This window comes from Legionella wadsworthii DSM 21896 = ATCC 33877 (assembly GCF_000701265.1).
Classification (GTDB): Bacteria; Pseudomonadota; Gammaproteobacteria; order Legionellales; family Legionellaceae; genus Legionella; species Legionella wadsworthii.
In genome coordinates this window covers 240,101-266,160 of sequence record NZ_JNIA01000022.1, presented here as the reverse complement: position 1 = coordinate 266,160, position 26,060 = coordinate 240,101, and the positions used below count along the sequence as shown (strand labels likewise).

Here is a 26,060-nt window from a genome sequence, read left to right as displayed (position 1 = left end):
AAGGAAGAAACTCAGAGTGAACAAAAAAAGACCCGTTAATCTTGATTTGGGTAGTTTGAAATATCCCCCTATGGCGATTGCATCTATTTTACATAGGATTTCAGGGGTAGTTTTATTTGTATTGTTACCCATCATGTTGTGCCTATTTAGTGAATCAATGCAATCCGAGCAAGCTTTTGCCCAAGTGAAAACGTGGTTGACTCAGCCTGCTTATAAAATGGTGGTATGGGCATTTGGTGCTGCAATGATTTATCATTTGCTTGCAGGGATTAGACATCTATTGATGGATATGGGGTTTGGTGAGCATCTTGAGTCGGGTCGACGTTCGGCTGTTTTAGTCATTATTCTTGCCATTATTTTGTCAATTTTTCTAGGGTTTTGGATATGGTAGCGAATGTCACCAGTTTAACAGGTAATGGGCTAAAGGATTGGTTGGTTCAACGGGTTACAGCAGTATATTTTGCTGCTTATTCTTTTTTTATCATTGGTTATTTATTAATGCATCCTCAATTGAGTTTTGCCCAATGGCACACCCTTTTTTCCAATAATCTTTTTCGAATTGCATCTTTGATTGCCTTATTTGCGCTTTCCTTGCATGCATGGATAGGTATTTGGACTGTAACTACAGATTATATGAAATGTACTGCTCTGCGGTTATCAGTACAAATGTTAGTCGTTTTATGGCTCCTTAGCCAATTTATTTGGGGCCTAATGATCCTTTGGGGGCAGTAGCATGGCAATCGCACGTAATAAATTTGATGCAGTAATTATTGGGGCTGGTGGGGCCGGTATGCGTGCTGCGCTGCAGATGGCAAATTCTGGTTTAAAAGTCGCTCTTCTATCTAAAGTATTCCCCACGCGTTCACATACGGTTTCTGCTCAAGGTGGTATCACTTGTGCTTTAGGAAATGCGCATGAAGATGATTGGCGCTGGCACATGTATGATACCGTGAAGGGCGCTGATTATATTGGTGATCAGGACTCCATTGAATACCTCTGTAAAACTGGACCCGAAGCTGTATATGAACTGGAACATATGGGTTTGCCTTTTTCACGCATGGATAACGGTAGAATTTATCAGCGTCAGTTTGGCGGTCAATCCAAAAATTTTGGTGGCGAACAAGCGGCAAGAACTTGTGCGGCTGCAGATAGAACAGGGCACGCTTTATTACATACCCTGTATCAACAAAATGTCAAAGCGAAAACGCATGTATTTAGTGAATGGTATGCTCTAGACTTGGTTAAAAATTCTTCAGGAAATATCGCAGGCGTCACTGCAATGTGTATTGAAACCGGAGAGGTTGTATTCTTCCAATCAAGAGTATGTATATTGGCAACTGGGGGAGCAGGACGAATTTACCAGTCCACGACCAATGCTTTTATTAATACCGGGGATGGTTTCGGTATGGCATTAAGAGCAGGTATTCCCTTACAAGATATGGAGATGTGGCAATTTCATCCTACTGGAATCGCTGGGGCAGGCGTTTTAGTTACTGAAGGATGTCGAGGCGAAGGCGGCTATCTCATTAACAAAGACGGTGAACGTTTTATGGAGCGTTACGCACCTCGAGTTAAAGATCTTGCATCACGTGATGTCGTTGCTCGTGCTATGGCCCTTGAACTAAGAGCCGGTAAGGGATTTGATCCTAAAGGTGTCGATTATGTTAAATTGAAACTGGATCATTTAGGGGCTGATTTAATTAAGAAACGTTTACCGGGAATTCGTGAACTGGCGATGAAATTCGCAGGCGTTGACCCAATTGTTGATCCAATTCCCGTAGTGCCTACTTGCCACTACAGCATGGGTGGGATACCTACCAATATGTATGGCCAAGTCATCACCAAAACTCAAGGTCAAGAACACACTGTAGAAGGATTGTATGCGGTGGGTGAGTGCGCCTGTGTTTCGGTGCATGGAGCAAATCGTTTGGGTGGTAATTCTTTATTGGATCTAGTGGTCTTTGGACGCGCTGCAGGATTACATGTTGAAGAACTCTGGTTAGCGAACCAATTACCGGATATGGACTATGTCAGTGACGATAATATTGCCCAATCATTACAACGGTATCACCGTTGGAATACTTCTACGGAAGGCGAAAGTCTTGCTGTGATTCAGGATGAAATGCAACGGGTCATGCAAGAAGATTTCGGTGTATTCCGTACTGGTGAGGTAATGGCATCGGGCCTGAAACGACTACAAGCCTTACGTGAACGTTTGGCGCATGCGAAGTTAGATGATAAAAGCATGGTATTTAATACAGAGCGAGTCAGCGCGTTAGAGCTAGATAATTTAATGGCAACTGCTTACGCTACAGCCCATTCTGCGATTGTTCGTACTGAAAGCCGTGGCGCCCATAGTCGGGAAGATTATCCGAAGCGAGATGATGCGAACTGGATTAAGCATACATTGTATTTTGAAGATGGTGAGACCATTGATTTCCGTCCAGTGAATGTATCACCTAAGCTTGTCGAGCCTTTTGAGCCGAAAGAACGCGTTTACTAAAGAGGATAAATTACATGGCAGATAGTAGAAAGTTAACCTTATCAATATATCGCTATAATCCTGAGGTGGATGCCAAGCCTTATATGAAAGATTACGAAGTGGAGATTCCGGTTAAAAGTGATCCCATGCTGCTTACATTATTAGAACGCTTGAAAGCAGAGCAAGATCCTTCTATAACCTACAGACGCTCTTGCCGCGAAGGAGTATGTGGTTCAGACGGGATGAATATTAATGGCACAAATGGTTTGGCTTGTATCACCCATATCTCCCAACTCAATACAGATAAGATTGTTGTCCGCCCTTTACCAGGATTCCCGGTAATCCGTGATTTAGTTGTGGATATGTCTCAATTTTATGAACAATACGAACGTATTGAACCGTATTTGCAAAATGACGCAGTAGCACCTGCCCAAGAAAGATTGCAATCTCCAGAAGAGCGTTCAAAACTTGATGGACTATACGAATGTATTTTATGTGCGTGCTGTACCAGTTCATGTCCTTCATTTTGGTGGAATCCCGAAAAGTTTGTTGGTCCTGCTGGGTTATTACAGGCAAGACGGTTTTTAGCAGACAGCCGTGATACAGCAACATTACACCGATTGGATAAATTGCAAGATCCTTTCAGTGTATTCCGTTGTCGGAGCATTATGAATTGCACCAATGTCTGCCCGAAAGGACTCAATCCGACGAAAGCAATTGCTGAAATTCGCCTACAAATGTTAACACAAGAAACTTAATATTTATTCTTGTAAATAGATCTGGTGAAGCCCTTGGAAATTTAATTCCAGTATCAGTGGAATTATCCTGAAGTGAGCTCAAAACCAGTAAGGATGGAATCCCCGCTTTTGCGGGGATAGCTGTTTTATCCACGTGGAAGAGTGGAATAGGTAATCGCTCCGGTCCCTATATTCATGTTGACTCGAACGGTTGGATCTGAGCGCAGATTGTGAGAAAATTTTTCTAAGCAAGCGCAGCATACATCAAAATATGAGTATTGATTAGGAAAGTTTTCTCGCAAGATGCGCCAATATGACGTTCCCCATGATGAGGCCAGTCTGTATTACTGAAAGAGCCAATTTAATGGTGGTCGATCAATACCCCTTTGGAGAGAGAGAAAATGAGCAGTTCTGACCTGCAAAAAAAATGGGCTTCTTCCTATTTATCTGGCGGAAGTATGGCTTATGTAGATAGCCTTTATGAAGATTATCTCGCTGACCCAGGTTCCGTTTCATCCGACTGGCGAGCCGTATTTAGTGCTTTGCCCAAAATTGACAATGCCGAAAATGAAATCTCACACAGAGATATTCGCAATTATTTTTTGCAGAATGCAGATAAAAAAGCAGTACCTGTAGTTCAATCTTCAGATAGCCAACAATTCCGTATCGCTGATTTAATTAATGCATACCGGTCGTTGGGACATCATGCAGCAAAACTCGATCCTCTAGAAATGGCGGAACGTACTCCTGTGCCTGCTTTAGAGTTGAATTATCACCATTTATCTGATGCAGATAGAAGCCGCAAATTTTTTGCAAGTACATCATTTAATGGTCCAGAAATGACTCTGGATGAAATCTACCAGGCCTTACGCAAAACCTATTGCGGCAGTATTGGTATTGAATACATGCATATTTCCAATACCGAAGAAGTGGAATGGATTCAACAAAGGATGGAGTCGGTACATGGACGCCTTAATTTAAATGCCGACAAAAAGGTGCAGATTTTAAAAGATTTAATTGCTGCGGATGGCCTTGAGCGTTATCTGGGAACTCGTTACGTGGGACAAAAAAGGTTCTCTCTTGAAGGGGGTGATTCATTAATTCCAATGATGAAGGAAATTATTGAATGTGCTGGCCGAGATAATGTAAAAGAAATAGTCATAGGGATGGCGCATCGTGGCCGGCTTAATGTACTGGTCAATGTTTTAGGTAAAGAACCCAATCAGCTTTTTCAAGAGTTTGAGGGGAAAATAAAATATGAACGAACAGGTGATGTGAAATATCATTTGGGATTTTCTTCTGATATAAAAACAAACTCGGGCTCAGTAGTCCATTTGGCTTTAGCCTTTAACCCTTCCCATTTGGAAATCATCGGGCCAGTAGTTGAGGGTTCGGTACGCTCTCGCCTGGGTCGTCGTAATGATTTAGCGAAAAAAGAAAAAGTAGTCCCAATTGTGATCCATGGTGATGCTGCCTTTGCGGGTCAAGGTGTCGTTATGGAAACTTTTAATTTTTCTCAAGCACGAGGCTATTGTACTGGGGGTACTGTTCACATCGTAATCAATAACCAGATAGGGTTTACTACCAGTAATCCTTTAGATGCACGTTCTACCTTGTATTGTACCGATGTGGCTAAAATGGTTCAGGCACCGATAATTCATGTGAATGGGGATGATCCGGAGGCAGTAGTATTTGCGACGCAGCTGGCATTTGATTTTAGAATGAAATTTAAGCGAGATGTTGTGGTGGATCTCGTTTGTTATCGAAGACATGGACATAATGAAGCGGACGAACCCGCTGTCACGCAACCAGCAATGTATCGAAAAATTAAATCCATGCGGCCCTTGCGCGAAATGTATGCGGAGCAACTGATAAAAGAAGGATTGCTCAATGGGAAAGATGCAGAAAAATTAATGGATGCATATCGTGATACTTTAGATCAAGGCAAGTCTGTAGTCGCTTTGGTTCATGGAGATTATGAAGGAAAATATGCAGTAGATTGGGCACCCTATATCACTGCAAAATGGACAGATAAAGTCGACACGACTATCACCAAAGAGAATTTGAAAAAATTAGCTAAGAAACTTCAGGACTTGCCGAAAGGATTTTCATTGCATCCAGTAGTTCAGCGTTTATTGAATGAACGCGATAAAATGACTCAGGGTGAGTTACCGATGAACTGGGGGTATGCTGAAACTATGGCTTACGCCAGCTTGATTCAAGAAGGATATGGGGTTCGCTTGTCTGGCCAGGATTCTGGAAGGGGAACTTTTGCTCATCGTCATGCAGTATTACATGATGTTGAAACTGGAGAAACATTTGTTCCATTGGAGCAAATAAAAAATGAACTGAATCAGCCTTTTTCTGTAATCGATTCTGTACTTTCTGAAGAAGCTGTCTTGGCGTTTGAATATGGATTTGCTGCTTCTGCGCCTAATTTTCTAGTACTTTGGGAAGCACAATTTGGCGATTTTGCGAATGGGGCCCAAGTTGTGGTTGACCAATTCATTAGTTCCGGTGAACAAAAATGGGGGCGTTTATGTGGTTTGGTGATGTTATTGCCTCATGGTTATGAAGGTCAAGGACCGGAGCATTCCTCAGCGCGCCTGGAGCGTTACATGCAGCTTTGCGCTCAGCATAATATGCAAGTTTGTACGCCAACCACACCGGCGCAGATTTTTCATTTATTAAGAAGACAAGTCATCCGTAATTTCCGTAAACCTTTGATTGTCATGACACCTAAAAGTCTTCTTCGGCATAAATTAGCGGTATCTCCCCTGGAAGATTTATTTAAGGGCAAATTCCATACAATTATTCCAGAAATAGATGAAATAAATCCTCAAAAAGTGACCAAAGTGGTGCTTTGCTGCGGAAAAGTTTATTATGATTTGTTGCAAATGCGTCGTGATAAAGAATTAAACCATATTGCTTTGGTGCGAATCGAACAATTGTATCCATTCCCCAAAAAGGCACTTACAACAGAATTAAATAAATACCCACAAGCGAAGAAGGTTATTTGGTGTCAGGAAGAACCACAGAACCAGGGAGTATGGTTCTCATCGCAGCATAATATTATCGATTGTTTGCTTCCCGAACAAACCTTACATTATGCGGGAAGAGAATTTGCTGCTGCACCAGCAGTAGGAAGCCCAGGTTTGCATGCGAAGCAACAACAAGCTTTGGTGGAGCAAGCTTTATTGGATTGATTTTAGGTTTATGTGGTACAGATGATAATTGTTGCTCATCCGTCTACATGTGTTAACGGTTTAATAAAATAAGAAGGTATAACCATGTCTATTGAAGTCAAAGTACCTGTTTTGCCTGAATCAGTTGCTGATGCAACTGTAGCAGCATGGCATAAAAAAGTAGGTGATAAAGTTACCCGAGATGAAAATTTATTGGATTTAGAAACAGACAAAGTCGTACTAGAAGTACCGGCTCCTGCTGATGGCATTTTGACTGAAATTAAATTCCAGGAGGGTGATACCGTACACTCTGGCCAATTACTTGCCACAATAAAAGAGGGTGGTAGTTCAGAAGTCAAAGAAGAGAGAAAAACAGCCACTGACAAAGAAAGTGAAGGCATCCAGCAAGAAAAGGACGAGGTAAGCGCCAAAGAAGATAAGTCCACCAGCCCTGTAGTACGACGAATGCTGGCAGAACATGATCTCCAACCTGGACAAATCCAAGGCAGCGGCAAAGATGGAAGAATAACCAAAGAAGATGTACTTGCCTATATTGAATCGAATAGGGAAAAAACCGCCAAAACTCCGGAAAACAAAAAAGAAGAAGCTCGAAGAACACCGATGGGTTTACGTGAAGAACGACGAGTCCCCATGACACGATTGAGAGCAAAAATTGCCGAGCGGCTATTGGAAGCCCAGCATAATGCTGCCATGTTGACAACTTTTAATGAAGTCAATTTGAAAGCAGTTATGGACATGCGTTCTCAATATAAAGACAGCTTTGAGAAAAAGCATGGAGTTAAACTTGGGTTTATGTCTTTTTTCACCAAAGCAGTGGTTGAATCACTCAAACGTTTCCCAGCTGTAAATGCTTCCATAGATGGACAAGATATTATTTATCATGGGTTTTATGATATTGGTATCGCAGTATCCACTGAAAGAGGTCTAGTGGTCCCCGTAATTCGTGATGCTGACCAAATGAGTATGGCAGAAATAGAGATGGCTATTAATGATGCCGCATCAAAAGCAAGACAAGGCAAATTAGCAATGGAAGACATGCAAGGAGGTACTTTCACCATTACAAATGGTGGGGTATTTGGCTCTTTACTGGCTACACCAATCATCAATCCGCCCCAAACAGGGATTTTGGGAATGCATAAAATAGAAGACAGACCGGTAGTAGAAAAAGGACAAATTGTTATCCGTCCTATGATGTATGTTGCTTTATCTTATGATCATCGTTTGATTGATGGTAAGGATTCAGTACAATTTTTGGTGAGCGTGAAAGAATTATTAGAAGATCCTGCTCGTCTTTTACTTAATATTTAATGAAATATAACAGCAAGTTTTATAAATGTGCATTATGTGTTCTGAGTTAAGTGTCCAGTTGGTAATTATTTAAATCAACCACTAGAGCTCATCTATGTACATTTTTGAATGTTTGCTTTTTTAAAAAGGTAATTGCAATGAATTTACATGAATACCAGGCCAAACAATTATTTGCGAGCTACAATTTACCAGTTCCAAATGGTGAAGTAGCTTATAATGTTGAAGATGCTATCCAGGTAGCTTCCCAGTTATCTACTACCCGTTGGGTTGTTAAAGCCCAGGTTCATGCCGGTGGGCGGGGGAAAGCAGGTGGTGTGAAACTTGTTTCCAATAAGGATGAGTTGGCACAAGCAGTAAAATCGCTTCTTGGTACTCGTTTGGTTACCTATCAAACCGATGCTCAGGGCCAGCCTGTTCGCTGCGTGCTAATTGAAGAGACCTGTGACATTGGCAGAGAATTATACCTGGGAGCCGTAGTAGATCGAGCCACTCGTCGTGTTGTATTCATGGCATCTACTGAGGGTGGAGTTGAAATAGAAAAAGTGGCTGAAGAAACTCCAGAGAAAATTTTCAAAGTCATAGTCGATCCTTTAGTGGGTGTGATGCCTTTTCAATGTCGTGATGTGGGGTTTAAATTAGGGTTGAAAGATGAGCAAATAAAACAATTTACCCATTTGATGATGGGTCTAGGGAAAATGTTTGTTGATTGTGATTTGAGCTTATTAGAAATCAATCCCTTAGTCGTTACCAAGCAAGATCAATTAATTTGCCTGGATGGAAAAATTAATATTGACGGCAATGCCTTATATCGCCAGCCCAAGCTAAAAAGCATGCGTGATACCACTCAGGAAGATGAGCGCGAAAACCGAGCCAGTGACTGGGAATTAAATTATATTCCTTTGGATGGAACCATTGGATGTATGGTCAATGGTGCTGGTTTGGCCATGGCGACTATGGATGTGATCAAACTCCACGGAGGCGAGCCCGCTAACTTTTTAGACGTGGGTGGCGGCGCTACCAAGGAACGAGTGAGTGAAGCACTTAAAATAATTCTTTCCGATGAAAAAGTAAAAGGCATTTTGGTCAATATTTTTGGCGGTATTGTTCGTTGTGATCTCATTGCCGATGGTATTCTTGCTGCAGTAAAAGAAGTTGATGTAAAAATACCTGTTGTAGTACGTCTTGAAGGCAACAATGCCCAACTAGGTGCTGATATTTTAAATAAAAGTGATTTGAATGTGATTGCTGCAACCAGTTTAACTGATGCTGCGAAGAAAATTGTGGCGGCTGTTGCTTAATTACTAAATTTCGAGGTTAACAATGAGTGTATTAGTTAATAAAAATACCAAGGTATTATGCCAAGGTTTTACTGGCAAGCAAGGGACTTACCATTCAGAACAAGCGATTGCTTATGGTACCCGTATGGTGGGTGGGGTTACGCCAGGTAAAGGTGGGCAGAAGCATTTGGGTTTACCCGTGTTTAATACCATGCGTGAAGCGGTTGAGGAAACTCAAGCAGAAGCCAGCGTCATTTATGTTCCAGCCCCATTCTGTAAAGATTCTATTCTCGAGGCTGCTGATGCAGGCATTCAACTGATTGTTTGTATCACCGAAGGGGTTCCTGTCCTGGATATGTTAGAAGTTAAAGTATACCTGGAAAATAATACCCAGGCCCGTTTAATTGGTCCAAATTGCCCAGGGATTATCACACCAGGGGAATGTAAGATTGGTATCATGCCAGGTTCGATTCATTTGCCGGGTAAAGTAGGTATTGTCTCGCGCTCTGGAACCCTTACCTATGAGGCAGTCAAACAAACTACCGATAAAGGTTTTGGTCAGAGTACCTGTATTGGCATTGGTGGAGATCCAATCCCAGGTACCAGTTTTATTGATGCTCTGTCTTTATTTGAGAAAGATCCTCAAACAGAAGCGATCATCATGGTCGGCGAAATCGGTGGTTCTGCAGAAGAAGAAGCAGCCGAATACATTAAATCTCATGTAAGCAAACCTGTTGTTTCCTACATTGCGGGTGTAACCGCACCTGCTGGTAAGCGTATGGGACATGCTGGCGCGATTATTTCTGGAGGAAAAGGAACCGCTGCTGAAAAATTTGCAGCTTTAGAAAAAGCTGGAGTTAAAACAGTACGTTCTCCCGCTGATCTAGGAGATGCAATCGCTGAAGTGACAGGCTGGTAATCTATTTAGATTAACATCTGTAAAGTCGAGGTTGAATGCAAACTAAGAGTTAGATGTTGGAATCCCGTGGCTGTCCACGGGATTCAGGTATCTATTTCTTACTCATTCCGTCGAACAAATTGTAGGGCCAGGTTTAAATTTAGACGTATTCAATTTATTTTTATGGTATTTCATGACTAATTTTCGCAGTATTGCTGATATAAGACGAGAATATGGAGAGTTGAATTTAAGTGAAGAATTTCTTCCTGAAGATCCCATTACTCAATTTAAATTGTGGTTTGAAGATGTTTTAAAGAATGAAAAAAATGATCCTACCGCCATGGTTTTATCCACGGTAGATGAAAATGGTTGTCCTGACTCTAGAGTAGTCCTGTTAAAGGGGTTAGATGACGGAAATTTTATTTTCTATACAAATTATCAAAGCACCAAAGCAAATCAATTGAATCATAATCCTTTTGCCGCGCTTAATTTCTATTGGCCGCAAATGGCAAGACAAGTGCGTATACGAGGACACGTAAAAGAGGTTACTAAAGATCAATCAGATCGTTACTTTTCAAGCAGACCAATTAAAAGTCAATTCAGTGCGATTGTGTCACCCCAAAGCCACGAAATAAGTGGTAGAGAAGCTTTAGAGCAATCATTAAATGATTTAATAGCAAAATATGGCCAAGATCCTGTTGTACGACCCCAATATTGGGGGGGATATATGGTTATCCCCACTGAAATCGAGTTTTGGCAAGGACGTGACAATCGACTACATGATAGAATTCATTATTATCTTCAGGAGAAACAATGGAAGTTCCATAGGTTGGCTCCCTAATAAGTTGTATTCTTGACCCCACATTATATTTTACATTGGCCTCAATCTTTCTACACAACCCTAACCACAATACTCGTCATTTGCAATGACACGGAGATCTTCGTCATCAATGATCCTTTTATCAAAAACTATACTCTCGGTAATAACCTATACTTTTGGTAGTATCTATATACTCTCGGTAATAACCCTATACTCTTAGTAGTAACCCAGTACTACCGGCAAAATTTGCCGGCAAGGAGATAATTTCTGCCACAAAAATATTTTTTATCCCTCTTATTGTACTTACTCTAATTTTTCTGTTTTTTTAAGAATCAAAAAAAGTTGGCATAATAATTGCTTTTTATAAAAGAGGAAAAAACAATAGACCCAAATAGTGAAAAATTTTTTAACAGAGTAAAGAATAATTTGTCAAGAATTAGTAAATGTTTTTATTTGGTAAATAAGCGTTAAAAGAAAGTCGTAAAATAATTTTAAATGTAGAAATGATTAGCAGTATTGAAATACTGTTTGAACAAATAGAGGGTACAATCATGAACGACATAAAAGCCTTACTACCACATATTAAATTACGCTTTAACATTGACCATCCCAGTTATGAAGACAGCTATACATTGGGCTATGAATGCGCTCTTGCAGATGTTGCCGAAGAGGATAATCCATTCCGCATGGGAACCCAGCAAGCAGAACATTGGCTTGAAGGCTGGTGGGATGCAATGGAAGGAGAAGAGCCTTTATTCGCACTTAATGCAATCGATAGAGAAGAACTGCCTCTGAGTGAAGAATCAGCTGCAAATGATAAAGAATATAGCCATAAGCACAGCTTTTTATCATTAGTTATGGAAATTAGTGGTGCTATTGCAGCTTCAGCAATTGTAGGATATCAATTGTTTGAATTAGTAGCATAATTGGTGATTTATCCAATATTTTATGCGATATCCTGTCCTTCTCCCGTTTGGGAGAGGGAATAGTTCATTCAATCTAATTTTTAAAAAATTTTAATACCATAGAGCGCATCCGTTCAATTTCTGAGGGATTAAATTCCTTATAGATTTCACTTCCAATGTTGAGGCAAACAGTAACCTGTTCCCCTATCCCCTTAAGTAAATCCACACCCGATAATTTTAGAAGTTTTATCTCATGAGCGATCTCTTTAGCCCACACATCAAGGTAGCTCATTTCTGTGAAAACTGGCAAAAAGAAATGATCCTTATCTTGTAAAAACAATACCTGAGGCTCATCACCTTCTGAATTTTGTTCTACAGGGATGATGAAATTGGCTTTAATAAACTCAAGATAAGCTTTATTGGCCTCCTTCGTAGATCCTTCCGCTTCGAGAGCATGTTTTACAGCAAGATTAAGCGCGTTCATATTTAAGCCTTTGTTTTGGAATTGATATCAAAATAGTGTTATTTTAACTCAAATTTTGGATGTAGGGACATCTTGATGACCAAGGGATCATATAAAATTCTAATAAAAATGAATTATATCCATTTTCTGAACCTATGAAAATGAAATCAAACTATGTGTTGAAATAAATGACAACACTAGTATAATGCTGGTTTGGTTTTGCAAATTTATTGCTCATTTATTGAATAAATATTTTAGGGATTTGTTTTTATTTCATAATGATAATGACACTCTAGTCAATGAAATTTGACAAGCCCTATTTTGGGTTGTTTTTTGATGTGTGACATTAGGTACCTCTTCAATTGAACAAAGCCAATCAGGAATTTTTTAACGTAGAGAGTTTATGAACAAAATACATGAGTCTAAGGTAGAAATTTATAATCGTAAAAATTACTTAGGGTTTGCGTGGTTGGTTTGGGGATTAGCTGCTGCTTTTTATTTTTCTGATTATATGGCTCGTGTCGCACCTGGAGTAATGCATCGATATTTACAAATAGATTTTGGAATTAATGAAGCAGGATTTGGAATCATTACAGCCTCCTTTTACATTCCTTATATTTTGATGCAAATTCCTGTAGGACTTACTGTAGACCGGTTAAGCATACGTTGGCTCTTGACAATTATGTCGCTCGTAACCGCATTTGGCTGCTGTGTTTTTGGCCTTGCAGACAGTTTATTTATGGGCGCAATCGGCCGGATGCTTATTGGCTTTAGCGCAGCCTTTGCATTTATCTGCTCCCTCAGATTGGCGACATCATGGTTCCCTCCCACAATGCTGGGCTTATTGGCTGGTTTAACGCAAGCTTTAGGTATGCTTGGGGCAGCTGCAGGTGAAGCGCCTGTTTCCTTCCTGGTCACCAATGTCGGGTGGCGTCACAGTATGTTAATTATTGCCTTTCTATTCATTGCACTGGCTGCGCTTCTCTATCAATTTGTCCAGGATAAACCAGGAGATCATCGAAGTGAAGTTCGATCTATCAACCAACTGAGCATTCTCCAAAGTTTAAAAGTTATCTTGTCATGCAAGCAAACATGGCTTAATGCTTTATACGCCGGGTTCTTATTTGGACCAACCGCTGTGATCGGTGAGGCGATTGGACCTGCCTATTTACAATTTGGTAGGGGATTGGGAGCACATGCTGCTGCTTTTGCAACGGGTTTAATATTTATTGGTTGGGGCATCAGTGGACCTTTAACCGGGTGGCTTTCAGATAAAATGGGCCGCCGTAAGCCTTTAATGATCATTTCAGCGGTTTGTGGTGTGATTCTCACCACAATTTATGTGTTCAGCCCTACTTTAAGCCAAAGTTCAGCTTACTTCCTTTTCTTTCTTTTTGGCGTGACCAATACGGGAGTAGCCATTGCCTATGCTGTTTCTACTGAGATTCACGATAGAAATGTGGTGGGAACCTCTATTGCGTTTACCAATATGATTTCTATTTTTGTGGGCGCATTATTGCAACCTTTAGTGGGTCGATTGGTCGATATGGTCTCAGGTGCCCGCGCTTATAATGTAGAAACTTTATTACTTTCAGATTTCCAGGCCGGTTTAAAAATATTACCTCTTTGTTCCATTATCGCCCTCATCTTAGCCTTTACTGTTAAAGAAACTTATTGCAAACCGGTACAACAAGCCTGATTCATTTGAGGAACATTTTTTCTTAAAAAATGTTCCAACTGTTTTTTTCCAAGCTTATCGCACTCTGATGTTATTTGCTGTTATACTTTCAGCTGCAGTTTTGCTGAACGCGAATTAATAACATGGAGAAGAGAATGAAAAGATTAACAGGATTAATAATTATCCTGGCCGTTCTAATTCTGGGCGGGTATTATGGCATGGGTGTTCTTACTGAACGTACAATCAGAAAGAATATAGAAGTCATTGATCAATCCAATGGTCTCTATGCTGAAATTGAGAAATATCATCGAGGTTTATTTACCTCCGAAGCCCAAATCAAATGGCGTCTACATATTCCAGAACGAGTAGTAAAAGATGAGAATGGACAACCAAAAGCGCTTCCAGCTCAAGATTATAATATGGAAATGCCGCTAACCATCCATCATGGACCAATCATCTATACCAACAATAAACTCCGTTTTGGACTAGGTTATGGCGAGGCCGTTTTTCCCTTCCCACAACAATACCTGGAGCAGTTTGATGCTCAATTTACAAAAGAGTCAGTAAAACCGCATTTGAATTTAAGTATTTTCGTGAATTACCTTAATGAAAGCACTGTGGATTTTAAAGTACCTAATTTTAAATTAATCGCTAAAGATGGGACGAGTAACTTCGAATGGCAGGGTATGGACTCAAGCACTACGATGTCCTCTGGCATGGGAAAAGTTGCCGGTAAAATCGTATTAAATGGATTAACGGCAACGAAAGAAGATACCAGAGTAGTTTTATCTAAGGTATCTAGCGATTACGACTTACATGAGACTCCAGCAGGACTATATCTGGGGGATGCAAACTTCAATCTTCCTTCTTTTGATATATTCGTAAAGAATGAGAAATTGTTTTCGCTTAATGAATTTGCCATTAAGTCCGACAGTGACATCGAACAACATCTTTTCAATACCCATTTTAATTTAGCTCTGAAGTCGGTATTAGCAAATGGTCAAAATTATGGTCCAGGCGAACTCGATGTTTCATTAAGAAATTTAGATGCTGATGTTTTAGCAAAAATTAATCAACAATCCACAGCAATGCAAAATGGTAATGACATGGAGCGCCAACAAGCCATGCTGGCCCTTCTTCCTGAAATACCAAAGCTATTTAACAAAGGAGCTGAGTTTGAAATCTCAAAACTAAGTTTTAGAATTCCACAAGGCCAAATTGAAGGAACTCTCTACGTCACATTGCCCAAAGGTGAAAATGCAAATCCATTCGAAATGATGCAGAAAATTCAAGGCAAGGCGAAGTTGCAAGTTCCTGCAGAAGCTGTAAAAGCCATTATGAAGCAATCCGTGTTGCAGCAAATTGCCAAAAAGCCCGATTTACAACAGACATTGATACAGCAATTACAAACAAACCAAACTACTCCTGATCAGACAAATCAAGCTCAGGGTCAAGCAAATCAACCTGCTGCGCAACCGAAGCAAACACCTGGGCAAGCAACCCAAACGCCTCCATCTAATGAGCAACTGGCTGAAATGCAAACTAACAAACAAATCACTGCACTTCAACAAAGTGGTCTCGTCACAGTGCAAGGCACAAACTACATTATTGAGGTAAGCTTAGACCAAGGAAAATTTACGGTTAATGGCAAACCTTATGATGCATCCATGATGAAATTTTAATTGCTGGAAGACCAATTTTTGGAAGGAGTAGGTTATAAAAATCAACCTACTCCTTATAAGATCTTCTTGAGCTGTTATTAAACATTATATATTGATTATTAATGCAGTTTTTTATCTTCTGCCCTTGTCTCAATGGGCTTGTTTCGGTAATATACTGTTTTTAAAAGGAGGAGCTAATAATAATGACAACAATCAGTAACGAAGTAGTGGATAACACCGCTTCTCTGGCCGAAAGCGTAACTCTTTCAGTGCAAAAATATTTTTCAGAGCTTAAGGGAACTGATCCTGTTGACTTATACCAATTTGTACTTGAAGAAATTGAGACACCATTGTTTCGTGCAGTGATGGAGCATTGCAAGTACAATCAGTCGCGAGCAGCAATCATGCTGGGGATTAGTCGTGGAACTTTGAGAACAAAATTACGTCGTTATTTTGATGATAAGTATGTTGGTACACGCGACTAACTCAATTTAGATTGAAAAAGAGAAAGAGGAGCTACAAGCTCCTTTTTTTTTTACTTTTTTAGATCGTAACTCTTCTAAGGCTTAGAACAAGATTAATACTGGGTACGAGCTTTGGAATGGGAAAACCCGGATAGGTATCTTCCGGGTTAAAACGAATGCTTTATTCTGGAAACATGGAGCTCACGGATTCTTCAATATTTACCCGTTTAATCGCTTGTGCCAACATATCGGATAAACTGACTACCCGAATTTTATCGCACTTTCGGGCTTCCTCAGATAAAGGAATGGTATCGGTGACAACAATCTCATCAAGGCCTGAGTTTTTGATATTGTGGACTGCTGGACCAGATAAAACAGGATGGGTAATATACGCTCTTACACTATGAGCTCCGTTTTTCTTGAGTTCATGGGCTGCAGAACACAGAGTCCCTGCGGTATCTACTATGTCATCAACAATGATGCAGTTTTTATTCTTCGGTTCGCCAATGATATGCATTACTTCCGATTTATTAGGGCCGCTGCGCCGTTTGTCAATGATGCATAATTCAGCGTGATCAAGAAGTTTTGCAACGGCTCGAGCTCTAACCACACCCCCTACGTCAGGGGATACGACCATGATGTTTTTTAAGTTTTTACGCGTGATGTCTTCGAGAAGTATTGGGGTAGCATAAACGTTGTCCACTGGCATATAGAAAAAGCCTTGTATTTGATCGGCATGTAAATCTACGGTCAAAACGCGACAAATACCTACAGATGCCATCATATCAGCAACTACTTTTGCTGTGATCGGTACTCGTGCGGACCGGACGCGTCGATCTTGGCGGGCATAGCCAAAATAGGGAACCACTGCGGTGATACGAGAGGCAGAAGATCGTCTCAAGGCATCAGCCATCGTTAACAGTTCCATGAGATTATTATTTGCTGGCGCACAGGTTGATTGGATTATAAAAACGTCTCTTCCACGGACATTTTCTAAAATTTCAATCATTGTTTCGCCGTCACTAAATGTACCAACTGTTGCCTGGCCAATAGGTATTTTCAAGTGAGAAGATATTTGTTGCGCTAATTCCGGATTTGCGTTTCCGGCAAAAATCATCATTGTGGACATGTGTAAAAAGCCTTTAGATCTAGGTTAATCATTTAACTTAAACACATAGCAGAAGACAGCCAAAAAGATATTATTATTATTTGAGCATTACAAGAACGCATCCTTCCAGGTTATCTTCTGCTGTCTGTTTACTTGAATCAACAAGAATGTTGGCAGGGGTGCTAGGATTCGAACCTAGGTATGCAGGGATCAAAACCCTGTGCCTTACCGCTTGGCGACACCCCTAAAAAAATTTGCAGATTCTTACAATATCCATTATTTAAAATTGCGTTCATCCCTGCAAATGTGTTGCGTATTTTGCAGCGGTTTTACGAACATGTCAACTTTGAAAGCAATTATTTTTTTATTTTTTTAGGTCAAAACAGGTGTTGACATCTTGCTGAGAATAACATACTGGCATGGATAGAAAGCGAAATTAAGAAAAATTATTAATTTCGCTGCTCTGCTATTTTTTGGAAATATCGTTTAAACGGTCCAATTTGAAATAGAAACTTTAACCATAACGCCATTTCCTTCAAGACGGATCATACTAGGCAGTTCAACGCCTCTTGCAGAAGTATATTTCGTGAAATTAATCGTATAACCACTTTGTCTCAATTGTACCAGATGGTTATAAGTGTCGCGTTTCTCGCCTTGTATTGGACCTGGGGCAGGAAGTCCTCTTATCCAATAGTAAAGGTTATTTACAGGAAGTCTGATTCCGGTTTGTTCGGCTAATAATTGATCCGCATTGTGAGACGTGATTTTTTTGGGACCATCTTGGAAAGTAATAGTATCGCCTTTTTTGTCAATCAGTACGGTTCCTGCCCCTAAAGGACCAATAAGCCGTATTTGATAAGCGCCTGGGCCACTTTGTCTCCAGTTCATTGCAGCTGACCATCCTTTGCTTTTATTTTTGGCTGCCATAGAACCGCGAATTTCGAAAGAGGATACGGTCGATGTTTTGGCATTGCGTTTCTCAACCGATATGACTTTATTTTGTTCTACAGGCTGGTCTTGAATTCCGGGGTTTAAAGGCATTTCTCCAGAAGGGCGTGGCGGAGCGCAAGCAGTTAATAAAGAAAAAGAAATTATTAAAAGTTGTTTCATATTTTTCATTGATCACCTCAAGTCCATTTTTGTAGTTTTTCAACTAACAATACGCTAGACTGTTCGCATATGCAATCAGTGTTAATCATTATGAAATTAAAAGCAATTTATCCCGGTACCTTCGACCCAGTGACTAATGGGCATATTGATATCATCACCCGTGCGGCACGAATTTTCCCTGAAATTATTGTCGCTGTAGCCAGTAATAAGGCGAAACGCCCTTTTTTACCTATGGAAACCAGGATTCAACTGGTCGAAGAGGCAGTTGCTGATTTGACCGGAGTTAAGGTTCTTGGGTTTGACAACCTTTTAATCGATTTTGTCTCAGAACAAAATGTTGGAATCATTTTGCGAGGTTTACGTGCCGTTTCTGATTTTGAATATGAATTTCAATTAGCAGGAATGAATCGCAAATTATCTAAAGAAATAGAAACCATTTTTTTAACCCCATCTGAAAATTTCATGTATATCTCCTCCACTTTAGTTCGTGAAATCGCGATATTAAATGGAGACATTTCCCAGTTCGTTCCTTCCTGCGTGGTGAGAGAATTACAAAAAAGAGAAAGTGAACATGGATCGTTGTAAACTGCTTAAAGCAGTTCATTTTTCAATGATTTATATTATTTTTTTATTTGTTTATTCAAGTATGCTATTTGCTAATCCGAAGGCTTTTCCGCCTGGTTATTCTGTAGCCAGTGCGAATCCGCTAGCAACCAATGCGGGACTCAACATCTTAGCCAATGGAGGAAATGCATTTGATGCCGCAGTTGCAGTAGCCTCAGTATTAGCCGTAGTAGAACCCTACCATACAGGTCTGGGAGGAGGGGGCTTTTGGCTATTGCACTTAGAAAAACAACATAAAAATATTTTTATTGATAGCCGTGAGACAGCTCCTTTGGCAGCAAAAAAGGACATGTATCTAGCGTCGGATGGCAGTGTGGTACCTGGGCTCTCCCTGAATGGAGGTCTGGCAGCAGCAATTCCCGGAGAACCTGCCGCATTAGTGTACATTGCTAAAAATTATGGACGGTTGCCTCTGGCAAAAACCCTGGCCCCTGCAATCAAAATAGCCCAAGAAGGTTTTTTGGTAGATAAGCAGTTAATGATCTTCTTGAAGAACGAAGATCGACTGGCGCAATTAAAAAAATATCCTTCATCTGCAAAAATATTCTTAAAAAATGGTGCTCCTTATCAAATAGGAGAGCGCTTAATTCAAACCGATTTGGCGAACACGTTAAAACAAATTGCCGATAAAGGAGAGCAGGGATTTTATACGGGTAAAATTGCAGAATTGTTGGTTAAAGGCGTTAATGCTGCAGGAGGCATTTGGACGTTAGAAGATTTGGCTCAATATCGCATTAAAGTTAGGGAGCCTTTGGTAGGCGCCTATCATAATATGTTAATCATTACTGCGCCGCCTCCTTCAGCAGGGGGAGTTGCTTTATTAACCATGTTCAATATTCTATCTCATTTTCCATTGTCTACTTATTCTAAAGTGCAAGTAATACATTATCTGGTTGAGGCCATGCGCCTAGCATATTGGCAACGGGAACAGTATTTAGGTGATCCAGATTTTGTTGCTATTCCGGTTGAGAAGCTTATTTCTGGGGAAAATGGAAAAATATTAAGCAAGTTAATACCACCGGATAAAGCCATTTCAAGCTCTGTTTTAAAGGAAAAAACCCCAAGCAAGCAAGACCAATCGATGAATACGACCCATTTTTCTATCATGGATAATGAAGGCAACCGTGTTTCTGCGACATTAACTATAAATTATATCTTTGGGTCCAGTGTCGTTGCCGAAGGTACCGGTGTTTTGCTTAATGATGAAATGGATGATTTCTCGAGTAAAGTGGGTGAGGCAAATGTCTTTGGGATAGTTGGTGCAGATAAAAATGAAATTGCACCGGGAAAAAGGCCCACGTCAAGTATGACGCCTACTTTTCTTGAACTGCCCGATCGTGTCGCCATTTTAGGCACACCTGGAGGAAGCCGCATACCAACAATGGTTTTAATTGCGTCCCTAATATTTTACGATTCCTATGGGGCAATTAGTATGGTTTCTGCTATGCGTTTTCATCATCAGTACTTACCTGATATCTTGCAATTTGAACCTGATACCTTTTCTCTGTCTGTCCAAAATGCATTGAAAGCAATGGGTTATCGCCTTATGGAACTAAAGCAATACTATGGAGACATGCAAGCCATAACTTGGAACAAACGCACCAATGTTTTAACCGCAGCATCGGATCCGCGGGAGATTGGGTTGGCAGCATCGATAGTCAGCACACAGCGTGGATATGGGGTGAGTTTTTAATCTAAAAGACAGTTTATCGGGTGAACTAATGGGGAGCAAATTTTAGGTCGCCCGACAAGAGGTGAAATACGGTGCTTTTTTATTATAATTATTTTTCGCCAACCAATTCTTTAATTACATCATAGGTTTGATGAATCAGTTCTTCTTTATTTTCAATAGTGAATTTCGACGCATCAATGGGTTTGCCTATGTGTATCTCGGCTTTTTGCTTTAAATTAAAATTAAAAGTACGAGCAGGTAAAATATTATTTGCCCCTCTAATACCTATAGGAATAATAATGGCTTTCGATTGAATCGCCGTGATAAAGCCACCCTTTTTAAACAGACCAAGTTTTCCATCTTTTGAGCGTGTCCCTTCCGGCGCTATCCACATCACAATTCCACTTTCCATCAATTGCTGGGCATAGGCTAAATCTTTAATGGCTTGATATTTATGTTTTCTATCAATGAAAGGAAACTCTGCTGCTTTCATGGCTCTACCCATCAAAGGAATTTTTGCGAGCTCCTTTTTGGATAACATCCTGATGGAGTGATTTGGAAATGCTTTGAATGCAAGAGGAATATCATAAGCGCTTGAGTGGTTGCACATGATAATGGTTGCTTGGCCTGGCTGGGGACTGGTATTAAAAGGATTAATTATTTTGTACTCTACCTGAACTGCATTCAGCAGCTGGTCAATCCAATGGTGAAGCGCTTTATCTGTCCATTGACGATTGATCTTGCTAAAAAAATATTTAAAGAGGCAGCGCGTACTCGTTACTGCTGTATAAAACATGATAGTGCAAAGAATCCATGCAGTTCTTAATTGATTTATTTTCATTAGCATTAGGGGTAATTAAATTAGCGGGTAATATAACGCAAGTTGCTCCCATTGCCCAGATAGTTTTTAAACAGTGTAAATTTCCGATAATCTGCAGTTTTAGTAAGAAATTAGAATAATTAAAATCCTACTACTCTCCCTAGAGTGGTAAAAAAGGAGTCATCTGGAATAACAGCATGAATATCAAAGCCGGTAGAGAGAATTTTTTCTTCACACCAACGTTCGCTCATGTAATCATTATATTTAGTTCCATGTAAAAAACCAAGATTATCAATTTTATCCCGAATCGAATGTCTCCGATCATCCTCGGTCATTTCCAGGAAACGTAAATTATAGTAATGATTTTCAGGCATAAGTTCTTTAGCCTTTTTGAAATAAGGAATAGATTCTTGTTTTTTTTCTTCAAAATACACCAGGGTATCGGCTAATAAATAATACATTTTTGCCAGTAGTTGACGATCTTTAGATTTGAATTCATTCAAATGAATATAAGCTTTAAGCTCCTTTTTTAACGCTTCTATTTCCTGGAAATGCTCTCTAACAAAATCAGTTCGGGTGCTCAGTCTACTATTATAATCAATAGGAACACCCAAGCGTGCAACAAAACATTCAATTTTACGGATTTGTATTTTGTTATAAAGGGGTATTAACGCGTTATTGTTGTTACTTAAGAACAAAAACTCACTCATGTAGTGCTGTGCTTTGCTTAATTGCTCACGATCAGCTTGCTTTATCGGATTATCTAATTCATCAATTGCCAGAATAGTAGATGAATAAGTCGAAGTGGCTTGCATCACAGTAGAGGGATTTGGCTTAATCCGCACTATTTTTTTAGCCAATTCCATTTGTTCTTCAGCATATTGCCTGGCTGTTTTGGTATTTTTATGCAATAAAGCTTCTTTTATTTGGGATTCATTGGCAGCAAATTTTTTAAGATAATACTCACGCAAAGGCTCAAGCTTATATTTATCTATTTTAAGGTTTGTATTGTCGGTAAATATAGAATCCGCTTCCTCAAAGCGATTACATTGCATTGCATTTTCAAAAAGGTATAGGTTCCATTCCTCTTGTAACATAATATCTTCCATGGAATTATCCTGAACCAGAATGGTGGGTTCAAGGCTAACTGCCTGAGCTAAATACTCCAGAGTTTGGTTGCCAGTAAATAGTCGGGTTATTCTCCATTTCGATTTTTCAATTTTCGCTGCATCAAGATAACTTTTAGCGACGCCATTGCGTAGTTCTGGATAACGGGTTAAATAATTGGCTTGTTCTTCATAATCAAAATTATTTTTTATGTAATCAATGGCTTTTTGTTTGTCTTCCGGAATAGTTGATAGGTACAAATGACCGATTAGTTCGAGGGCATGCGGTAATGCTTCTTTATCCGAATTTTCTTGGGAGAAATAAAAATCAATATAAGGTTCTACAAATTGATACTTGACCTCTGAAGACCATTCCAATGCTTCATAAAATTTTCCCTGGGTTGCTAAAGAATGCGCATAAGCTTCTGCAAATGGACTTGATTTGAAATAATGAGTTTTGCATACCCATTGTACATAGTAGTTAATTTGATGAATTGCCTCTTTAATTATTCTACTGTCCTGTGGATCTAGGGAGGGGACCAAATAAGCCAGATATTCATTTATCAGCGTTTGACCGAATGGATATCCCATGCTGAATGTGTCGCTTAATTCAGGAAAAGCGCTAACATGATTGATGAAATATTCCATTAATAATCGTTGTAATTCCTTCGATGCTTCATTAGTCCTATCGTTATTAATTAATTTTATAAATCGCATGGAAACTGGGAATTGAGTGGTCGACTCGTTTAACTCTTTGGATTTAAAGCCTTTGAGATAACCTGCGTAGGCTATTTTAGCCAAGGTCATTTCTATTCTCTCTGGATGGCAATGGTTTACAAAACCCAACCAGCCTTTAAATGATTCAAATATTTGCCAAAACCAATTGACGCGAAAAACATTGAACCCATCAGTATAAAGTTTATGTCTCGGGGTAGACATTAAGGTACGCCAAAATAGTTGATATTCTACTTCATCAAATTGATAAATAATAAAATCGGGAAGATGGACAATCCCTTTCTCTTGATATTGTTCCGCAATAGATTTTGCCAAGGCCAAACGCAACATAAAAAATTCCCAAGAATGAAGCGGATATATAGTAATTTAAAATCAAGTATTGGGCAATTAAGATAGAGAATGAACAGACACTATGAAGTAAAATAAAATTAATTTTGACATTTTGGACAGAAATATGAATTGCGCCCAGCAATCATTAACGACTCTACAGGATGGGTACAAATCACACAAGGTTGGTTTTTACGCCCATAAACTTTAAGTGACAAATTAAAGTACCCAGGTTTACCATCAAAAGCGTAAAAATCTTTGAGTGTCGTACCCCCACATTGGATAGCCTGTTGGAGCACTTCTTTAATATGATTGGTGAGTTGATTACATTGTTTCCTGGAAAGTGTTTTTGCAGGGGTTTTAGGATGAATATGGGCTAAAAAAAGACTTTCTGTAGCGTATATATTTCCTACACCTACGACAATGTCATTATTCATGATCAATGATTTGATGGGTTTAATTTTATTTTGAACTTTTTGAAATAAGTAGTCACCATTAAATTCTGGGGTAAGGGGTTCAGGGCCCAAATGAAAAAGCAAAGGGTGTTGATAAGGGTTTTCAGGGAGATAAAGAAACAAACCAAAGCGTCTTGGATCACAAAATCGCAGCATGAATCCGTTGGTCAGCATCAGAAGGATGTGGTCGTGTTTTTCAGGTTCATTTTCGGCTGTGAGCACCCTTAGATGTCCCGACATTCCAAGGTGTATTAAAAGAAATCCCTTTGAAAGCTCGATTAAAATATATTTTGCCCTTCGAGTAATAGAAATTATTTTTTTACCGGCACATAATTCGTTTAAGTCATTGGGGACCTGAACGCGAAGCTTTGGATTACGAACAGTAATTTCTTTGATAGTTTGACCCTGAAGATGAAGTCTTATTCCTTCTTTTGTTGTTTCAACCTCGGGCAATTCAGGCATTATTTTTTATCATCATGTTCAATAATTCTGCCATTGTTTTTGTGTAATACTTCAGGCTTTGTTGGATTATTAGGGAAGAGAAATTGTTTGATTGCAGTAATCAACCAAAGAATACCACCTATGATGAGGCCCCAAACCAGGACATAAGTGAACATAAATAACAAGCCAAAGAACAGAGCAATGGCAACTCCTGCTATTAAAAATGGCACCAAATTTTCAAAAATTTTACCTAGAGGAGATTTTTCTTTCATATCATAATTCCTATAATATTCTATATTAATTATCGGCTACATAATGAAATGTTGCAACGAAAAGAGTAAAATTGTGTTATCCTTAGAGAAGGTATAAGGATTTTTTAAATTTTGGCTTATTTCGCAGCTAAAGGATGATTTTTAATTCTTAATATGCATTTTGCATTCGAAGTGGAGATATTATGGTTTTTGGTTATTTAAACCTATCTTTTTGGGGATATGTCGTTGCGACATTGATTATGACGCAAATTACTATTGCAGCAGTCACTATCTATCTCCATCGCCATCAAACTCATCGCGCATTGACCCTGCATCCCATCATCAGCCATTTTTTCCGTTTGTGGCTTTGGTTAACTACTGGGATGGTCACCGCAGATTGGGTTGCCATTCATCGGAAACATCATGCTTCAGCGGATGTCGAGGGAGACCCGCATAGTCCAGTAGTTTTTGGAATTAAAAAAGTGTTCTGGCAAGGTGCAGAACTCTACAAAGTGGCCCGTAAGGATAAGGAAATGGTTGCCAAATATTCCCATGGCACACCCAATGATTGGCTGGAACGGAAAGTTTATTCTGCCCATTCTTCCAAAGGAATATTACTCATGTTATTCCTTAACTTATTCTTCTTTGGCGTTCCTGGAATCACAATTTGGGCAATTCAAATGATGTGGATTCCACTACATGCTGCCGGAGTGATTAATGGAATTGGCCACCATTGGGGATATCGAAATTTTGAGTGTCCCGATGCTGCACGAAATATAATTCCATGGGGCTTTTGGATAGGCGGAGAAGAGTTACATAACAATCACCACACTTTTGCTTCTTCAGCCAAATTTTCTATTAAATGGTGGGAATTTGACATAGGCTGGCTGTATATTCGCATCCTTTCCATTTTCGGTCTTGCTAAAGTAAAAAAACTACCCCCAAAATTAGCTATGGATGAAGGGAAACTGAATGTAGATTTAGATACAGTAAAAGCAGTGATAGGGAATCGCTTTCTGGTCATGTCCAATTATTATAAGAAAGTAATTCGCCCCATACTCAAACAAGAAAAACATAGTTATATTGAAAATAACAAAGAGAAGAAGCTTTTTGCGCGCGCAGGAAGTTTATTGCGACGTGAAAATTGTCTGTTAAACACAAGAGCCAGATTGCGTTTATCCAATTTGTTAGAAGCTTGTGACGAATTACGCATCGTTTATGCATACAGACAATCCTTACAAAATATCTGGCTAAAAACAGCATCAACCCAGAAAGAGTTGATTGAGGCATTGCAGCAATGGTGCCGACAGGCAGAAGAATCTGGACTTGAAGTACTAAAACAATTTGCTCAGCAATTAAAGGGATACGTTCCTGTTTATCGATAAACTTATTTCGTTATATTTCTCATCCAATTGTTTCATAGAAGATATCATTGGATGAGAAATTTTGTTTTATGTGTTTGTAGTTTCAATCGTCTATAGTAGTATTTTATTATCTGCAATAACAGGGAGT

The 26,060-nt window shown here is 39.6% G+C and carries 23 protein-coding genes and 1 tRNA gene; 16 read left to right on the top strand and 8 right to left on the bottom strand.

Annotated elements, in window-relative coordinates:
• Positions 1-16: 16 nt before the first annotated feature.
• The 10 genes from sdhC (at position 17) to BU07_RS0101740 (ending at position 11,654) form a co-directional block, all read left to right on the top strand.
• Complete coding sequence (gene sdhC / locus BU07_RS0101785; protein WP_031563086.1) at positions 17-391, top strand: succinate dehydrogenase, cytochrome b556 subunit; 375 nt, start codon at positions 17-19, stop codon at positions 389-391.
• Complete coding sequence (sdhD, locus tag BU07_RS0101780) at positions 385-732, top strand: succinate dehydrogenase, hydrophobic membrane anchor protein (RefSeq protein WP_031563084.1); 348 nt, start codon at positions 385-387, stop codon at positions 730-732. Before sdhC ends, sdhD begins: the two co-directional genes overlap by 7 nt.
• A 1-nt stretch (position 733) precedes the next feature.
• Positions 734-2,503 carry a succinate dehydrogenase flavoprotein subunit gene (sdhA, locus tag BU07_RS0101775; RefSeq protein WP_031563081.1) on the top strand — a complete coding sequence of 590 codons (1,770 nt, stop codon included), beginning with the start codon at positions 734-736 and terminating at the stop codon, positions 2,501-2,503.
• A gap of 14 nt (positions 2,504-2,517) precedes the next feature.
• Complete coding sequence (locus tag BU07_RS0101770; RefSeq protein WP_031563079.1) at positions 2,518-3,240, top strand: succinate dehydrogenase iron-sulfur subunit; 723 nt, start codon at positions 2,518-2,520, stop codon at positions 3,238-3,240.
• 380 nt (positions 3,241-3,620) lie between these two features.
• The gene (locus BU07_RS0101765; RefSeq protein WP_031563077.1) at positions 3,621-6,425 is read left to right on the top strand and encodes a 2-oxoglutarate dehydrogenase E1 component; all 2,805 of its coding nucleotides are present in this window, start codon (positions 3,621-3,623) and stop codon (positions 6,423-6,425) included.
• Positions 6,426-6,509: 84 nt separating this feature from the next.
• Positions 6,510-7,733 carry a 2-oxoglutarate dehydrogenase complex dihydrolipoyllysine-residue succinyltransferase gene (odhB, locus tag BU07_RS0101760; RefSeq protein WP_031563075.1) on the top strand — a complete coding sequence of 408 codons (1,224 nt, stop codon included), beginning with the start codon at positions 6,510-6,512 and terminating at the stop codon, positions 7,731-7,733.
• A 137-nt stretch (positions 7,734-7,870) separates the two neighbouring features.
• On the top strand, positions 7,871-9,031 hold the full coding sequence (sucC, locus tag BU07_RS0101755; protein WP_031563073.1) for an ADP-forming succinate--CoA ligase subunit beta: 1,161 nt from the start codon (positions 7,871-7,873) through the stop codon (positions 9,029-9,031).
• Positions 9,032-9,053: 22 nt separating this feature from the next.
• Positions 9,054-9,929, top strand: a complete 876-nt coding sequence (sucD, locus tag BU07_RS0101750; protein ID WP_031563071.1) for a succinate--CoA ligase subunit alpha — start codon at positions 9,054-9,056, stop codon at positions 9,927-9,929.
• Positions 9,930-10,101: 172 nt separating this feature from the next.
• Positions 10,102-10,749 carry a pyridoxamine 5'-phosphate oxidase gene (gene pdxH / locus BU07_RS0101745; RefSeq protein WP_031563069.1) on the top strand — a complete coding sequence of 216 codons (648 nt, stop codon included), beginning with the start codon at positions 10,102-10,104 and terminating at the stop codon, positions 10,747-10,749.
• 530 nt (positions 10,750-11,279) lie between these two features.
• Positions 11,280-11,654: a hypothetical protein gene (locus BU07_RS0101740; RefSeq protein ID WP_031563066.1), complete on the top strand. Its 375-nt coding sequence runs from the start codon at positions 11,280-11,282 to the stop codon at positions 11,652-11,654.
• Positions 11,655-11,727: 73 nt separating this feature from the next.
• On the opposite strand, the gene BU07_RS0101735 is transcribed toward BU07_RS0101740, so the two are convergent.
• Positions 11,728-12,117, bottom strand: a complete 390-nt coding sequence (locus tag BU07_RS0101735) for an SseB family protein (protein ID WP_031563064.1) — start codon at positions 12,115-12,117, stop codon at positions 11,728-11,730.
• A 382-nt stretch (positions 12,118-12,499) separates the two neighbouring features.
• On the opposite strand from BU07_RS0101735, the gene BU07_RS0101730 reads away from it, so the two are divergent.
• From BU07_RS0101730 to BU07_RS0101720, 3 genes are all read left to right on the top strand, one after another.
• The gene (locus BU07_RS0101730) at positions 12,500-13,795 is read left to right on the top strand and encodes an MFS transporter (protein WP_031563062.1); all 1,296 of its coding nucleotides are present in this window, start codon (positions 12,500-12,502) and stop codon (positions 13,793-13,795) included.
• A gap of 134 nt (positions 13,796-13,929) precedes the next feature.
• Positions 13,930-15,456, top strand: coding sequence for a YdgA family protein (locus BU07_RS0101725; RefSeq protein WP_031563061.1), 1,527 nt, complete (start codon positions 13,930-13,932; stop codon positions 15,454-15,456).
• Between the two features lie 182 nt (positions 15,457-15,638).
• Complete coding sequence (locus BU07_RS0101720; protein WP_003633193.1) at positions 15,639-15,920, top strand: helix-turn-helix domain-containing protein; 282 nt, start codon at positions 15,639-15,641, stop codon at positions 15,918-15,920.
• Between the two features lie 160 nt (positions 15,921-16,080).
• On the opposite strand, the gene BU07_RS0101715 is transcribed toward BU07_RS0101720, so the two are convergent.
• The 3 genes from BU07_RS0101715 to lolB form a co-directional block, all read right to left on the bottom strand.
• Positions 16,081-17,028: a ribose-phosphate pyrophosphokinase gene (locus BU07_RS0101715; RefSeq protein ID WP_031563057.1), complete on the bottom strand. Its 948-nt coding sequence runs from the start codon at positions 17,026-17,028 to the stop codon at positions 16,081-16,083.
• A 150-nt stretch (positions 17,029-17,178) separates the two neighbouring features.
• Positions 17,179-17,253, bottom strand: a tRNA-Gln gene (locus tag BU07_RS0101710).
• A gap of 240 nt (positions 17,254-17,493) precedes the next feature.
• Positions 17,494-18,126 carry a lipoprotein insertase outer membrane protein LolB gene (lolB, locus tag BU07_RS0101705; protein WP_031563056.1) on the bottom strand — a complete coding sequence of 211 codons (633 nt, stop codon included), beginning with the start codon at positions 18,124-18,126 and terminating at the stop codon, positions 17,494-17,496.
• A gap of 60 nt (positions 18,127-18,186) precedes the next feature.
• Between lolB and coaD the strand changes: the two genes are divergently transcribed.
• Positions 18,187-18,702 carry a pantetheine-phosphate adenylyltransferase gene (coaD, locus tag BU07_RS0101700; protein ID WP_031563053.1) on the top strand — a complete coding sequence of 172 codons (516 nt, stop codon included), beginning with the start codon at positions 18,187-18,189 and terminating at the stop codon, positions 18,700-18,702.
• A gap of 61 nt (positions 18,703-18,763) precedes the next feature.
• Positions 18,764-20,434 (top strand): gamma-glutamyltransferase, encoded by a 1,671-nt coding sequence (gene ggt, locus BU07_RS0101695; RefSeq protein ID WP_242601863.1) that lies wholly within the window; start codon positions 18,764-18,766, stop codon positions 20,432-20,434.
• 88 nt (positions 20,435-20,522) lie between these two features.
• Here the strand turns inward: ggt and BU07_RS0101690 are convergent, their stop codons facing one another.
• The 4 genes from BU07_RS0101690 to BU07_RS0101675 form a co-directional block, all read right to left on the bottom strand.
• Positions 20,523-21,254 carry a lysophospholipid acyltransferase family protein gene (locus BU07_RS0101690; protein ID WP_031563049.1) on the bottom strand — a complete coding sequence of 244 codons (732 nt, stop codon included), beginning with the start codon at positions 21,252-21,254 and terminating at the stop codon, positions 20,523-20,525.
• 119 nt (positions 21,255-21,373) lie between these two features.
• Entirely contained in the window at positions 21,374-23,404 is a 2,031-nt protein-coding gene (locus tag BU07_RS0101685; protein ID WP_031563046.1) for a hypothetical protein, read from the bottom strand.
• A gap of 98 nt (positions 23,405-23,502) precedes the next feature.
• Positions 23,503-24,318 carry a bifunctional DNA-formamidopyrimidine glycosylase/DNA-(apurinic or apyrimidinic site) lyase gene (gene mutM, locus BU07_RS0101680; RefSeq protein WP_031563044.1) on the bottom strand — a complete coding sequence of 272 codons (816 nt, stop codon included), beginning with the start codon at positions 24,316-24,318 and terminating at the stop codon, positions 23,503-23,505.
• Positions 24,318-24,569: a hypothetical protein gene (locus BU07_RS0101675; RefSeq protein WP_031563041.1), complete on the bottom strand. Its 252-nt coding sequence runs from the start codon at positions 24,567-24,569 to the stop codon at positions 24,318-24,320. Before BU07_RS0101675 ends, mutM begins: the two co-directional genes overlap by 1 nt.
• Positions 24,570-24,751: 182 nt before the next feature.
• Between BU07_RS0101675 and BU07_RS0101670 the strand changes: the two genes are divergently transcribed.
• Positions 24,752-25,933, top strand: a complete 1,182-nt coding sequence (locus BU07_RS0101670) for a DesA family fatty acid desaturase (protein WP_031563039.1) — start codon at positions 24,752-24,754, stop codon at positions 25,931-25,933.
• Positions 25,934-26,060: the final 127 nt, after the last annotated feature.